General features: G+C 69.9%; 15 protein-coding genes. 5 read left to right on the top strand and 10 right to left on the bottom strand.

The window, feature by feature from the left end; translation table 11 throughout:
* Nucleotides 1–155 precede the first annotated feature (155 nt).
* From IEY88_RS17965 to IEY88_RS17920, 10 genes are all read right to left on the bottom strand, one after another.
* On the bottom strand, nt 156–737 hold the full coding sequence (locus IEY88_RS17965) for a GTP-binding protein (protein ID WP_189155884.1): 582 nt from the start codon (nt 735–737) through the stop codon (nt 156–158).
* Nucleotides 718–1083 carry a DUF742 domain-containing protein gene (locus IEY88_RS17960; protein ID WP_189155883.1) on the bottom strand — a complete coding sequence of 122 codons (366 nt, stop codon included), beginning with the start codon at nt 1081–1083 and terminating at the stop codon, nt 718–720. The genes IEY88_RS17965 and IEY88_RS17960 overlap by 20 nt, the downstream gene beginning before the upstream one ends.
* Nucleotides 1083–1517, bottom strand: coding sequence for a roadblock/LC7 domain-containing protein (locus tag IEY88_RS17955; RefSeq protein ID WP_189155882.1), 435 nt, complete (start codon nt 1515–1517; stop codon nt 1083–1085). The genes IEY88_RS17960 and IEY88_RS17955 overlap by 1 nt, the downstream gene beginning before the upstream one ends.
* Nucleotides 1514–3877 (bottom strand): sensor histidine kinase, encoded by a 2364-nt coding sequence (locus IEY88_RS17950; protein WP_308425992.1) that lies wholly within the window; start codon nt 3875–3877, stop codon nt 1514–1516. The genes IEY88_RS17955 and IEY88_RS17950 overlap by 4 nt, the downstream gene beginning before the upstream one ends.
* Nucleotides 3878–4101: 224 nt before the next feature.
* Nucleotides 4102–5001, bottom strand: a complete 900-nt coding sequence (locus IEY88_RS17945) for an SMP-30/gluconolactonase/LRE family protein (protein ID WP_189155881.1) — start codon at nt 4999–5001, stop codon at nt 4102–4104.
* An 84-nt stretch (nt 5002–5085) separates the two neighbouring features.
* Nucleotides 5086–5925, bottom strand: coding sequence for a helix-turn-helix domain-containing protein (locus IEY88_RS17940; protein ID WP_189155880.1), 840 nt, complete (start codon nt 5923–5925; stop codon nt 5086–5088).
* Nucleotides 5926–6044: 119 nt separating this feature from the next.
* Entirely contained in the window at nt 6045–6785 is a 741-nt protein-coding gene (locus tag IEY88_RS17935; RefSeq protein ID WP_189155879.1) for a hypothetical protein, read from the bottom strand.
* A gap of 50 nt (nt 6786–6835) precedes the next feature.
* The gene (locus IEY88_RS17930) at nt 6836–7159 is read right to left on the bottom strand and encodes a hypothetical protein (RefSeq protein WP_189155878.1); all 324 of its coding nucleotides are present in this window, start codon (nt 7157–7159) and stop codon (nt 6836–6838) included.
* Nucleotides 7160–7225: 66 nt separating this feature from the next.
* Nucleotides 7226–7432: a hypothetical protein gene (locus IEY88_RS17925; RefSeq protein ID WP_189155877.1), complete on the bottom strand. Its 207-nt coding sequence runs from the start codon at nt 7430–7432 to the stop codon at nt 7226–7228.
* Nucleotides 7433–7489: 57 nt separating this feature from the next.
* Nucleotides 7490–8929, bottom strand: a complete 1440-nt coding sequence (locus IEY88_RS17920; RefSeq protein WP_189155876.1) for a PucR family transcriptional regulator — start codon at nt 8927–8929, stop codon at nt 7490–7492.
* A gap of 140 nt (nt 8930–9069) precedes the next feature.
* Here IEY88_RS17920 and uraH point away from each other — a divergent pair, with 140 nt between their 5' ends.
* From uraH to IEY88_RS17895, 5 genes are read left to right on the top strand one after another with little or no spacing between them, the layout of a single operon-like run.
* Nucleotides 9070–9372 carry a hydroxyisourate hydrolase gene (gene uraH, locus IEY88_RS17915; protein ID WP_189155875.1) on the top strand — a complete coding sequence of 101 codons (303 nt, stop codon included), beginning with the start codon at nt 9070–9072 and terminating at the stop codon, nt 9370–9372.
* A gap of 2 nt (nt 9373–9374) precedes the next feature.
* Nucleotides 9375–10235: an FAD binding domain-containing protein gene (locus IEY88_RS17910; protein ID WP_189155874.1), complete on the top strand. Its 861-nt coding sequence runs from the start codon at nt 9375–9377 to the stop codon at nt 10233–10235.
* A complete protein-coding gene (locus IEY88_RS17905) occupies nt 10226–10687 on the top strand; it encodes a (2Fe-2S)-binding protein (protein ID WP_189155873.1) in 462 nt (153 codons plus the stop codon). The genes IEY88_RS17910 and IEY88_RS17905 overlap by 10 nt, the downstream gene beginning before the upstream one ends.
* Nucleotides 10684–12036, top strand: a complete 1353-nt coding sequence (locus IEY88_RS17900) for an 8-oxoguanine deaminase (RefSeq protein WP_189155872.1) — start codon at nt 10684–10686, stop codon at nt 12034–12036. The genes IEY88_RS17905 and IEY88_RS17900 overlap by 4 nt, the downstream gene beginning before the upstream one ends.
* Nucleotides 12033–14219 (top strand): molybdopterin cofactor-binding domain-containing protein, encoded by a 2187-nt coding sequence (locus tag IEY88_RS17895; RefSeq protein ID WP_189155871.1) that lies wholly within the window; start codon nt 12033–12035, stop codon nt 14217–14219. Before IEY88_RS17900 ends, IEY88_RS17895 begins: the two co-directional genes overlap by 4 nt.
* Nucleotides 14220–14229 lie beyond the last annotated feature (10 nt).

Genomic DNA, 14229 nt, shown 5'->3' with positions numbered 1-14229 from the left:
CGGTGTCCAGGGGATCAGCGAGGGCTTCGTCCTACGGCCAGGCCAACGGGTACCCGGACGCGGACACGATGCCGCTGACCGAAGCGCTGCGGATCGCCGAGCGCGTCGTCCGCGAAGGCACCCGGCCCGCGGACGCGCACCCCGTGAGCGACCGCCTAGACCGCCGCCAGCCGGTTCATCGAGTGCTGGATCAGCTCCACCAGCACGGCCTTCGACGACTCCCGGTCCCGCGCGTCGCACAGGATCACCGGGATCTGCTCGTCCAGGTCGAGGGCGTGCCGGACCTCGTCCACCGTGTACAACTGCGACCCGTCGAAGCAGTTCACGGCGACGATGAACGGGATCGCCCGGTGCTCGAAGAAGTCGATCGAGGGGAACGACGAGTCGAGCCGGCGCGTGTCCACCAGGACCACGGCGCCGATCGCGCCGGTCGCCAGCTCGTCCCACATGAACCAGAACCTGTTCTGGCCGGGCGTGCCGAACAGGTACAGCACCACCTTGGTGTTGATGGTGATGCGACCGAAGTCGAGGGCGACCGTGGTGGTGTCCTTGCCCTCGATGCCCGCGAGGTCGTCGACGTGCACGCCGGCCTCGGTGAGCAGTTCCTCGGTCCGCAGCGGCGGGATCTCGGACACCGACGCGACCATCGTGGTCTTGCCGGTGCCGAACCCGCCCGCGATGACGATCTTGACCGCGGTCGGCACGGTCAGCTGGCCATCAGATCCCACGAACACCATCCAGTACGGCCTGCAGGAGATCCCTGTCGGGAATCTTGGGGGTGGAAGTCTGCACGAGCACGTCACCCCGCTCGATGAGGTCCGACAGCAGGACCTTCACCACGACGAGCGGCACGTCGAGGTAGGCGGCGACCTCGGCGACCGAGAGGGGGCGTGCGCACAGGGCCATGATCTCGCGATGTTCGACCGTCAGCGACGTCTGGTCGGACGCAAACGAGGAGGCCCGGACCTGCGTCACGAGGTGGAGGTCAGGCGCGTTCGGCCGGGTGCGGCCACGCACCATCGCGTAGGGCCGCACCAGCGGCCCCGCGGCCTCGTCGTACCACCAGTCCTCGCGCGAGGTCATCAGCGAGACTCACGCGCCGAGGGAACGGTCGCGGTCTCCGCGCGAGGAGCCGACGAGAGGTACGTGCCCACGCGCTTGACCAGCATGTTCATCTCGTACGCGATCATGCCCATGTCCGCGTCCTCCTCACCCAGCACGGCCAGGCAGGCGCCGTGACCGGCAGCGGTCACGAACAAGTATGCGTGCTCCATCTCGACGATGGTCTGCCGGACGGCGCCACCACCGAAATGGCGGCCGGTGCCGCGGGCGAGCGACTGGAACGCCGACGCCATCGCGGACAGGTGCTCCGAGTCGTCGCGGGACAGCCCGGCCGAGCGGCCGAGCAGGAGTCCGTCCGCCGACAGCACGACCGCGTGGCGGGCGCCGACCACTCGCTGGATCAGGTCCTCCAGCAACCAGTTCAGTTCGCCGTGCTGGCTTGCAGTGTCCTTCATGACGAGGGGGCTCCTTCTGATCTCCAGTCGTCGGTCAGCCGGGCGTCACGGGTACCCCGCTGGAACGCGGCGAACCCGTCACGGGTGCGCTCGGCCGACCTGTCGCCGATCACCGGCTCGGCGTGGGGCGGCTCCTCCGTGGACTGCATGAGCTGCGGCGCGAGGTTCTGCCGCTTCTTCCTGCGGGGAAGGGGTGCCTTCCCGTCCTGGGCCGGAGGTGCCGCGGGGGTCGCTTCCTCCACCGATGCATCTGCTGCGGGGCCTGCCGCGGGTGCGAATGCGCTCATACCAGGTTCTACGAGCGCGTTCAGCCCGGCGTTCAGTGCCTCCTGCACTTCGGGATTCACCTTCACGGGAAAGCTCGGGTGGTCCTCGGCGTGCCCGTGGTACGTGTCGTGGAACGACCGCACCGGCATCTGCGTGGTCTCGGTGATGTCCCCCGCGGTGTTGTGCGGGGCGACGATGCTCGGCGGCAGCACGCACAACGCGACCGTGCCGCCGTAGGGCGAGTCGCGCAGCTCCACCTTGATGCCCCGCCGTGCGGCCAGCCGGGCGACGACGAACAGCCCGAGGCGGGACTCGCCGCGGAACGCCATCGTCTCGAAGTCGGGTGGGTTGGAGAGCTTCGCGTTGGCCTGGAGGCGCTCTTCCTGCGTCATGCCGAGGCCGTGGTCCTCGATCTCCACGACGAGGCCGTGCGGCGCGGCGCTGGAGTGGACGGTCACCTCCGACCGCGGCGACGAGAACGCCGTCGCGTTGTCGACGAGCTCCGCGAGCAGGTGGATGGTGTCGGCGACGGCCACACCCACCAGTGCTTGGTCGGGCACCGGGTTGACCCTGACCCGGACGTACTGCTCGGTCTCGGCGACGGCGGAGCGGATGACGTCGCTCAGCCGCACCGGTTTGCGCCACTGCCTGCCGGGCTGCTCGCCGGCGAGGATGATCAGGTTCTCCGCGTTGCGGCGCGCCCTGGTCGCCAGGTGGTCGAGCTGGAAGAGCGAGTCGAGCTGTTCGGGGTGTTCCTCTTCCCGTTCCAGCTTGTCGAGGATCTTGAGCTGGCGGTGCACGAGCCCCTGGTTGCGGTGCGCGATGTCGAGGAAGACCCGGTTCACGCCCTCGCGCGCCTGCGTCTCCTTCACCGCCGCCGCGACGGCCGTGTACTGGGCGGCGTTGAACGCGTCGGCGACCTGGCCGATCTCGTCGTTGCCGTAGTCGAGCGGCGGCATGTCGCGGTGCACGTCCACCTGCTCCCCGCCGCGCAGGCGCGCCACGATGTGCGGCAGCCGTTCCTGCGCCAGCCGCAGCGTGTCCTCCCGCAACGAGGCCAGCCGCATGACGAGGGCCTTCGACACGAGCCGGTTCGAGATGCGCAGCGCCAGCACGATGCCGACGACGACCGCGAGCAACGCGATGAGGCTGCCGATCAGCACCGCGGCGACCCGGCTGTCGGCCTTGTCGAGACCGAGGTCGGCGGCGTCGCGGGCCTGCGTGACGGCGAGCCCGACGAGGTTGTCGTGCACGGGGCTCGCCACCCCGCGCCACTGCACGTCGGTGACCGCCCTGTCACCGTTGATGATCTTGCCTTCGAGGTCGAGCAGCGTCCGGTACTCGGTGCTGCCGCGCAGCGCGTCGTACTGCGAGCGCGGCTGCTGCAGCGCGAACGGGATCGTGGTGTCGAGGCCCGAGTGGTAGGCGCCGGTCAGCCGGGCGAACTCGACGCGTTCGGGCGCGGTGAACGTGCCGTTGAGCAGTCCGCGTGACCCGATCGTGGCAGCGCGCGAGAGCCAGTCCGCGGTCTGGAAGATCGTGATGGCCTGGACGCCCGCCTGGCTCGCCTCCGCATCGGGCACGAGCCGCGCCTGCCGCGACAGCAGCGCGACGCCCGAGTCGAGGAGGCTGTTGTAGTAGTCGTAGACCGCCTGCGGGTTCGCCGACCCCGAGTCGACGCCCGCCCGCTGCTGCGGCAGTTCACCCAGCGCGGAGTTCAGCGCGTTGATCCGGTCGACGGTGTCCTGGGGCTCGGAGAGTTCGGCGAGCGCGTCCTTCATCTTGCGCACCGCTTCGTCCGTGACGGCGTGCTGGCGCTTCAGGCCGGCCTTGTCGACGCCCTCGGCCTTGCTGAGGACCTCCAGGGTCAGCTGGCGTTCCTTCTGCAGGCCCGCGAGCGCCTCGACGGACGGGATCGTCGCGCCCTTCACCCCGGTCGCGACCGACTTCATGTAAAAGCCGTCGAAAAGGGTGTAAGAGGAGAAAACCGCCCACATGACCAGCAGCACCACGCTGGGAACGACCACGACACCGGCCAGCCGCGACCGAATGGTCCGGTAGTTGGTCGGTGTGTACCCGCTCTTCTCGTTCACAGCGCTCTCACGGTCTCCTGTGTCCCACGGCTAGCGCTGCGGGTTACCTGAGTAACTCCTTCGGCTGTAATCAGGTTACGGCCCGAGATCATCGTTACTCAATGACAGCGATCACACGCACCATGCGCTGCGCAGGCTACCCAGTCGAGTGAGTCCAGCAACACCTGGTATGGGGGTTCTTGCCTAGTGAGAACCCCCGTACGGGCTAGTTCCGTCGGCCCGTTCTACGGCCGTTCCACCGCGACGACGTTGTAGGTCGTCTCGGGCGTCGGAGGCGTCGTGAACCGGGCATTCGGCAGGTAGAGGCGCTTGCCGAACGCGGCCACCGTCGTCGGAACGTCGAACCGCGCGTCCGTGCGTTCCGCCGCGAGCGTCGCGCCGTCACGACTGAGCGTGTAGCGCGCGACTTTGTTCAGGCGGTTTTGCACCACGTACAACTGCCGCCCCTCACGCAACAGACCGTCGCCATTGGTGAGTGTTTGACCGCTCAAATTGATCTCGGCCGTTTTCCCGCTCCGGGGATCGGCCCGGAACAGCTTTCCGGTGTTGCTCTGCACGACGATCAGACCGCCGTCGAGCCCGGTGACGATGCCGTTGAGGTTCGTCGCGCCGGGGGTGACGACGAGGTCGCCGGTCAACGCGAGCGTGCGGTGCGGTTTGAGGTTCAGCGGCACCTCGTAGAGCACCGCCTTGCGCGAGTCGGTGAACCACGCCGACTTCTCGGTCAGCACGACGTCGTTGACGAACGTGTCCGCGGTCGCGAACTGGAACTTCGCCAGCAACTTGCCCGACCGCGTGTCATAGACCCGTGCGTCGCCACCAACACCACCGGCGACCCACAGCCGTTCGCGGTCGTCGACCTTCAAGCCGAGCGACGGCGTGCCGGGCCCCTTGGCGAGCACCTTGCCCTTGCCGGTGCGCAGGTCCGCCGCGTAGATCGACCCGTCGGCCCGCGACCCGAAGTAGGCCTTCGTGCCGCTGATCGCGATGCCTTCCGGTTGCCACCCGTTGGGCAGGGCGAACTCGGTCGGGAAACTCTTCGAACCGTCTGCGGTGGCCGGCGCCACGACGGTGAGCGTGACGCCCAGGACCGCCGCGAGCAGGACACCGAATCTGCGGTACATGCCGCCTCCTAGTCGGATGGGGTGCGCTCCTGATCCTTCCCCTGCCGGGCGGCGAACAGGAGTTTTCTCAGGAATCCGACATCTCTACAGGTCAGCCGCCGCCTCCGCGATGAGCTCCAGCGACTCGCCCTCCCCGAGCGCGGTCTCCTGCAGGCTCGCGAACCGCGACGCGCACTCCTCGGTGAGCCCCGGCTCCTCGACGTACTCGCCCTTGATGAACGTCTCCAGGTAGGCCACGTCGTTGTGCTGCCGGTGCGGGAACCCGAGCAACGTGAACGGCGAGCCCATCGCCGGGTACGCCCCCGCGCCGCGCGGCACCACCCGCACGCTGACCGCCGGGTGCTCGCTGACCTCCATCAGGTGCAGCAGCTGCGCCTTCATCACCCGCGGCCCGCCGATCACGTGCCGCAGCACCGCCTCCGGGAACACCGCGTGCGCCACCAACGGGTCCTTGCCGTTCAGCCGGGAGGCCCACGCCTCGCGCACCATGGCGAGCCGTGCCGTGCGCACCGGGTCGTCGGACTGCATCACCGCGTTCAGGTAGACGGGGAGCTGGAAGACCGCCGGCACGAGATCCGTCGTGAACACCCGCAGCAGCGTCGCCTCGAACACGAGGTTCGCGAAGTCCGCCGCCGGGTCGAAGTCAGGACCTCCGGCCGAACGCGCGCGCACCCGTTCCGCGTGTTGCGCCCGCACCACCACGGACTGCCATTCCACGACAGGCACCTTGTAGACGTACCCGAGCGCCATGACGTCCAGCGGCGCCGACGGCTGCACCGCGTTCTCCATCATGGACAGCTTGGCGCTGCTGAAGCCCACGCGCTGGCCGGCCTCGGTGAGGCTCAGCTCGCGCTCGGCGCGCCACCCGGCCAGCTGCCGCCCGATGGCGCGTTCGAGCGTCGTGGCCCGGAAATCCTTCGGCATGACGCGAAGGATATGACCAATTCGGATTCCCGAAAGGGACGGGTCGGTGTGGACAACCCTTTACTGGCAAGGAAGTTCGTTCACCGGAGCGCTGTGCGTTAAACGCTCCGACGGCCGTCTCACGATTGATAACGCTGTGCGCGCGCATGGGCACGCACGAGGTCATGGAACCTGAACGCGTAGTCGCCGACCTCGGTCAGCAACGACTTCTCCACCAGGTCGTCCAGCGCGTCCTCGACGTCGCACTCGGACTCTCCCGCGATCGCCGCCGCTGCCGGCACGCCGAACGCGTCCGGCTCCCACGCGCAGAGCCGGTAGAGCCGCGCCTGCCGTTCAGGAAGCTCCACATAGGACAGGTCGAGCAACGGCCCGAGCCGTCCGTCGTCGGGGAGCGGCCCGACCTCGATCCCCTGCCCGATGCCGAGGTTCCGGCGGCTGGTCACGAGCACGGTGCCGGACGCCGGCAGCAGCGGCGTCACCTGCTCGGCCGAGTCCGCGTTGTCCAGCAACAGGGTGAACTGCCGGCGCAGCACGAGACTGCGGAACACCGCCGGTTCGTCGGCGGGGTCGGCCTCGAGACCGAACGCCCGCAGGACCCGGCTCAGGTCGTGCGCGGCCAGATCGAGGTACAGCTGGGCGCCGGATCCCCTGTCCCGCAACCACTTCAGCGCGAGCGCGGTCTTGCCCGCCCCGGCCGCGCCGTGCAGCACCGTCACCCCGGCCCTGATGCCCGCCAGCTCGGCGTCCCTGCCCACGAAGTGCCGCGGTGGCGCAGGGGGCCGGAAGCGCGGTGGTACGTCGTTCCTGCCCCTGACGACCCCGATGACCCCGATGGCTTCGACAGCCAGCACGTCACTCATCACCCGTACCTCCCCGACACCTTGAAGCTACGGGCTTTCCTCCGCTTTCATCAGACGGCCATAGAGTGATCGCACGTGAGAGCGGCCCCGGTCTTCGAGGTCGACGACCGCACCTGCCGCCCGTTGACGATGATCTTGCAGGTGAGCTCGCCGTGCACTCCCTCGAGCCGCACGACGACCCGCCCCTTGCGCTTGCCCATGCGCTCGAACGGCAGGTCGGGGTTGCGCAGGGTGCGTTCTTCCTCGCCGGGGAACGTGTAGGTGAGCCGGTCGGTCGTGCCCGTCCCCTCGACCACCACGCGGATGCTGGGCGCCACCGCGCAGCCGGAGATCCCGGCCAGCAGCAGGCCCACGAGTAAGGCGGCGGTCTTCATGTCCCGAACAGTAGGAAGCGGGGACGTGCCGAGACATCAGCCTGAAGGCTCAAGCGCTATCAGCCATCAGACTGACAACCCGAGATCCCTCAGGCGGTCCTCCACCCGCAACCGCTCGATCTCGCGGTCGAGACCCTCGGGCAGGGAGAGCAACCGGTGCTCGACCTCCAGCGCGGCGCAGGCCTGCACGAGCAGCGCGTCGTAGGCCTGACGGGCACCGATCTTCTTCGCGGCCGACGCCCCGGGTTCGAACCCCGCCCGCGTCCGGCGCACACGACGAAGGTCGGCCGCGATTCGTTCTATCGGCCGATGGTCGGGCACCGGTCCAAGCTACCCCGCCTGCAACGCGAGGAAGAGGTCCACGCGCGCCTCGAACTCCGCGAGGTCCGCGCCGAGCAGCTCCTCCACGCGCCCCACCCGGTACCGCAGCGTGTTGACGTGGACGTGCAACCGGGCCGCTGCCGCCGTCCACGAGCCGGAGCAGTCGAGGAACACCTTCAGGGTGCCCACGAGATCCGAACCGTGCTCGGCGTCGTAGTCCAGCACAGGCCCGAGGAGCCGCCGACGCAACGAGGTGCGCAACTCCTCCGGCACGCCCGCGAGCAGCAGTTGGTGCAGTGCGATCTCCTCGCCCGCCACCACACACGTGCGGCCGCCACGGCGCTCGCCCAAGCGACGCGCGTGCGTGGCTTCCTCTGCTGCGCCGCGGAGCCCACGGGACGTGACGGGTGAGCTGATGCCGACGAGCACGCGGGACGAGCCGAGGCCCGGTTCCATCACGCGCATCGCCTCGCGGAGGTCGTCGGGCAGCGAGTCGCCCGCCTTCGCCACGGCGTAGACGGTGTCGCCGACGGACGTCACGAGGGCCTGCGGCAGGGCCTCCTCCAGCACGGCCGCCGCGAGCTCGGGGCGCTGGTCGGACGTCACCGCGCTGATCACCCGCAGCCGGGTGCGTTCCAGACCGGCCGCCGCGAGCCGTGACTCGACGTCGGCCGAGCCGCTCAGCACCGCGGACACCAGGGGCGCGGCGGTGCGGTTCTCGATCTGCCGGCCTTGGGCCTCGCGCAGCCTCTCAAGCCCCACGAGTGACGCGAGCTCGGTGGCGGCCTCCTGCTGGGCCGCGCCGCCGACGACGAGGATCCAGCTGGTGAGGCGGTTGCCGCCGCGTTCGGAGACGGGCACGAGGGTCACGCCCTTGACCGTTCTCGGCAGCCGGTCGGCCTGCAGGAACTCCTTCACGAGGGTGAGGCGGTCCGGCAGTTCGCCGCCCGCGACGACGCGGCCCGCCGTGGACAGCACCCAGCAGGACGCGCCGAGTTCGTGACTGCCGGCGAGCAGCAGCGCGGGCAGGCCGGAGCCCTCCGCGACGACGTTGAGCAGGCGGCGGTGGCGGGAGAGCCCAACCAGTTCCATCGAGACGCGTTCGGTGATGGTCGCGAACGACAGGTCGACGGGCACTTCGAGCAACGGCACGTGGTGGCGTTCGCAAGCGTCGACCAGGTCGACGGGCAGCGCGCGGTTCTCGGTCTCGGACGCGGCCAGACCGGCGACGCGGGCCGAGGCGAGCGAGCGGACGAACGTCTCGGAGTCCTGCGGGCCGTGGTGCCAGAGCAGGCCGGACAGCACGAGCTCCCCACCGGACAGGTACCGGCTGGGGTCGGGCAGCTCCGTTCCGTACACGCGGGTGACCGTGCGGTCGAGCTGGTCCTCACCGGTGTGCAGGCTCAGGCGCAGTTCCGGCATCTGCAGCAACGTCCGCAGCAGCAACATGACAGGTCACTTTCGTCCATTCGTGTTTGTAGGAAAGCACAAATTCACCGTCTGTAGGAGCCTGGCGATTCATGTAACGCAGCCGTAGCTCAGGGACACGCGGGCTCTGTGTACTGGCTCACAACCAGATGGGAGGGCGAGTGACGATCTCCACGCACGTGCTGGACGCGGCACGCGGCAGGCCGTTCGCCGGTATCGCCGTGTCGCTGCGACGCCGCGACGGGTCCGAGGTGGCGAACGCCGAGACGAACACCGACGGCCGGATCACCGGTTGGGGTGAGGGCCTCGAAGCCGGGGTCTACCGGCTGGTGTTCGACACGTCGGAGGCGGCGCCGTTCTTCCCCGAGGTCGTGCTCACCTTCGACTACTCCGATCCGGCGCAGCACTACCACGTGCCGTTGCTGCTGTCGCCGTTCGCCTACTCCACCTACCGAGGTAGCTGACGATGGACTTCCTTCGACCGGAAACGCTTGCGGAGGCGTTGGAGCTGAAAGCCCAGCGCCCTGATGCCGTGCCGATCGCCGGCGGCACGGACGTCATGGTGGAGCTGAACTACGACCACCGCAGGCCCTCCGCCCTGCTCGACCTCACCCGGATCCCGGAGCTCCAGCAGTGGTCGGACGGGCTGCGCGTCGGCGCGGGTGTGCCGTACGTGCGGATCATCGAGGAACTGGGCGCCGAACTGCCGGGCCTCGCGATGGCCGCACGCACGGTCGGGTCGCCGCAGATCCGCAACCGCGGCACGGTCGGCGGCAACCTCGGCGCGGCCTCCCCCGCCGGGGACACGCACCCGGTGCTGCTGGCGTCCGACGCGGTCATCGAGGTGGCCTCCGTGCGCGGCACGCGGATGATCCCCGCCGCCGAGTTCTACCTGGGGGTGAAGCGGAACGCGCTGGAGCAGGACGAACTGATCGTGGCCGTTCACCTCACGCCTGCCAAGGGGCCACAGCAGTTCTCGAAGGTCGGCACGCGCAACGCCATGGTGATCGCGGTGTGCTCGTTCGGGATCTCGCTGTTCCCGCAGGAGAACCGCGTCGGCGCGGCGGTCGGGTCCGCGGCTCCGACGCCGCGGCGGGCTTCCGAGGCCGAGCAGTTCCTGGCCTCGGCGGTGGACTTCGGAAACCCCAGGCCGTTGCTCGACTCGGTGAAGCGCGAGTTCGGCGAGCTGGTCTCGCGGGCCGCGTCCCCGATCGACGACGTGCGCGGGTCGGCGGCGTACCGCAAGCACGCACTGGCCGTGATGGCACGCAGGACGCTGGGCTGGGCCTGGCAGGAACTCATGGACGGGGAGCGGGCATGCGCGTGAACGTGACGGTCAACGGCGAGCAGCGCCAGGCCGACGACGTGTGGGAGGGCGAGTCGCTGCTGTTCGTGCTGCGCGAGCGGCTCGGGCTGCCCGGCTCGAAGAACGCCTGCGAGCAGGGCGAGTGCGGTTCGTGCACGGTGTACCTCGACAACGTGCCGGTGTGCGCGTGCCTGGTCGCGGCCGGGCAGGTGCAGGACCGCGAGGTGCGCACGGTCGAGGGCCTGGCCGACGGCGATCGGCTCGACCCGGTGCAGGAGGCGTTCGTCGAGGCGGGGGCGGTGCAGTGCGGGTTCTGCACGCCCGGTCTGGTCGTGCAGGCGCACGACCTGCTGGACCGCGTGCCGAACCCGTCCGACCCGGAGATCCGCGAGGCGCTGGCCGGGAACCTGTGCCGCTGCACGGGGTACGAGAAGATCCTGGACGCCGTGCGATTGGCGGCGTCGCGCCGATGATCGTCCTCGACCGCTGCGCGGTATCCACTGTGGACGAGGCCGGGACCGAGCACGCGTCCGGGCACGTCGTGATCGAGAACGGCAGGATCTCCTCCGTCGCGTCAGGGCCCGCACCCCGTCCGCACGGGTCGCACACCTACGTCGACGCGTCGTCGTGCCTGGTCACGCCGGGGCTGATCAACACCCACCACCACCTGTACCAGTGGGCGACGCGCGGCCTCGCGACCGACGCCACGCTGTTCGAGTGGCTGACCACGCTGTACCCGGTGTGGCGCGGGCTGGACGACACCGTGACACACGCGGCGGCGTCGGCGGGCCTCGCGAAGCTCGCGTTGACGGGCTGCACGCTGGCCGCCGACCACCACTACGTCTTCCCCTCCGGCGGCGGCGACGTGTTCGACGCGCTGGTGTCGGCGGGCCGGCGGATCGGCATCCGGCTGGAGGCGATCCGCGGGTCGATGGACCGCGGCCAGTCGCACGGCGGCCTCCCGCCGGACAACCTGGTCGAGGAGACCGAGGCCGCGCTGATCGCGACCGAGCAGGCGATCGGCGACTACCACTCGACCGCGGACGACGCGCTGGTGCGGGTGGCGGTCGGACCGTGCTCGCCCTTCTCTGTGTCGCGCGAACTGATGACCGGCGCGGCCTCGCTGGCTCGTCGGCACGGCGTCCGGCTGCACACCCACCTCGCCGAGACGATGGACGAGGAAGAGCAGTGCCTGGCGGAGAACGGGTGCACGCCGACCGAGTACGCCGAGCAGCTCGGCTGGCTGGGGCCGGACGTGTGGCTCGCGCACACCGTGCACCTCAACGGTGACGCGGTGAAGCGCCTCGGGGCGACGCGCACGGGGTCCGCGCACTGCCCGACGTCCAACGGGCGGCTGGGCACGGGAATCGCTCCCGTCCGCGACCTGCTGGACGCCGGCGCACCGGTCGGGCTCGGCGTCGACGGGGCCGCGTCCAATGAGGACGGTGGACTGGTCGTGGAGCTGCGTTCGGCGCTGTACCAGGCACGTCAGCGGGGCGGGCCGTCAGCGCTCGACGCCCGCAAGGCGTTGTGGATGGGCACGATGGGCGGTGCGCAGGTGCTGGGCCGCGCGGACTCGCTGGGCTCGATCGAGCCGGGCAAGGTCGCGGACCTCGCCGTGTGGGACCTCTCCGGACTCGACCACGCGGGCATCGCGGACCCGGTGGCGGCACTGGTGCTCGGCACTCCCCCGCCGTTGAAACTGTTGATCGTGGGCGGTGAGGTCGTGGTGCGCGACGGTGTCCTGCTCACGGCGTCCACCGACGAGCTGGCACGTGACCTGTCCGCTGCCAGCGCCAAGCTCCAGGAGGCTGCGCGATGACCCTCACTCCCGCCGAACTGACCTCCGCGGTGTCGGGTGGCATCGGGACGTCGCCGCAGCGCCCGGACGGCAACCTCAAGGTGCGCGGCGAGTTCGCCTACTCGTCCGACCTGTGGCACGAGGACATGATCTGGGGCGCGACCCTGCGCTCACCGCACCCGTACGCCCGCATCACGTCGGTCGACCTGACCGAGGCGTTGAAGGTGCCGGGCGTGTACGCGGTGCTGACGCACCAGGACGTACCCGGCCGCAACCTGTACGGGCTGGAGCACAAGGACCAGCCGGTGCTGGCCGTCGACGTGGTGCGCTACCAGGGCGAGCCCATCGCACTCGTGGGCGCGGACCACCCGGAGACCGCGCAGCGGGCGATGAAGAAGATCGTCGTGACCTACGACGTGCTGGAACCCGTGGTGGACATGGAGACCGCGGCCGACGACACCCCGTTGCACCCCGGCGGCAACCTCGTGCGGCACGTGCCGATCCGGCGTGGCTCGCAGGACGTCGAGGCCGAGGTCGTGGTGACCGGGCGGTACGAGGTCGGCATGCAGGACCAGGCGTTCCTCGGGCCGGAGTCCGGGCTCGCGGTGCCGGCGGAAGACGGTTCGGTCGACCTCTACATCGCGACGCAGTGGCTGCACGTCGACCGCGACCAGATCGCGGCGGCCCTGGGCCTGCCGCAGGAGCAGGTGCGGCTGACGCTCTCGGGTGTCGGCGGCGCGTTCGGTGGCCGCGAGGACCTGTCGATGCAGGTGCACGCGTGTCTGCTGGCCCTGCACACCGGCAAGCCCGTGAAGATGGTCTACAACCGCGAAGAGTCGTTCTACGGGCACGTGCACCGGCACCCCGCCGTGCTGTACTACGAGCACGGCGCCGACCACACCGGCAAGCTCGTCTACGTCCGCACTCGCATGTACCTGGACGGCGGCGCCTACGCTTCTTCCACGCCCGCTGTCGTGGCGAACGCGGCGACGCTGGGCGTTGGCCCGTACGAGGTCGACAACGTCACGATCGACGCCTACGGCCTCTACACCAACAACCCGCCGTGCGGTGCGATGCGCGGATTCGGTGCTGTGCAGGCAGGTTTCGCCTATGAATCCCAAATGGACAAGCTGGCCGAGGCGCTCGGCATGTCGCCGGTCGACGTGCGCGTCCGCAACGCGATGACCGAGGGTTCGGTGATGCCGACCGGCCAGGTCGTCGACTCGGCCGCGCCCGTCGCACAGTTGCTGAAGCTGGTGCAGGACAAGCCGTTGCCCGCCGGCACGTCGTCGGACATCCGCGAACTGCCCGGTGGTGTCTCGAACACCACGCATGGCGAGGGTGTCGTCCGCGGCGTCGGCTTCGCGGTCGGCATCAAGAACATCTGCTTCTCCGAGGGCTACGACGACTACTCGACCGCGCGCGTCCGGGTGTCGATGGTCAACGGGGAGCTGGCCGCCGCCGTGCACACCGCGGCGTGCGAGGTCGGCCAGGGCCTGGTGACGATCATGCAGCAGATCGTGCGGACCGAGCTCGGCATCGAGCGCGTGACCGTGCTGCCGATGGACACCACGATCGGCAACGGCGGCTCGACCTCGGCCTCGCGCCAGACCTACGTCACCGGCGGCGCGGTGAAGGCCGCCTGTGCTCTGGTGCTCGATCGTCTGGCCGGTCGCACGGACATCGGCGACGAGATCATCGACGAGACCACCGAGTGGCGGCACCGCGCGACCGAGGCCCTCGATCCCGAGACGGGACAGGGCAACGCGCACGTCCAGTACGGGTTCGCCGCCCACCGCGCCGTCGTCGACGTGGACGTCGACCTCGGCCTGGTGCGGGTGGTCTCCCTGGACTGCGCGCAGGACGTGGGCAAGGCGCTGAACCCGCAGGCCGTCGTGGGCCAGATCCAGGGCGGCTCCGCCCAGGGCCTCGGCCTCGCGGTGATGGAGGAGATCCAGACCTCCGGCGGCAAGGTGCGCAACCCGTCCTTCACCGACTACCTCATCCCCACCGTGCTCGACATGCCGCCGATGAGCATCGACGTGCTCGAGCTCGCCGACCCCCACGCCCCGTACGGGATCCGCGGCGTCGGCGAACCGCCCACCATCTCGTCGACCCCGGCGATCGTGGCGGCGATCCGCGCGGCGACCGGCCTGGCGCTCACCCGCGTCCCGGTCCGCCCGGAACACCTCACCGGTACCTGATCTGTGCTTG

This window comes from Lentzea pudingi (genome assembly GCF_014646255.1).
Lineage (GTDB): Bacteria > Actinomycetota > Actinomycetes > Mycobacteriales > Pseudonocardiaceae > Lentzea > Lentzea pudingi.
Note: the sequence above shows the minus strand (reverse complement) of the source record. Positions and strands in the feature narration are given on the sequence as shown.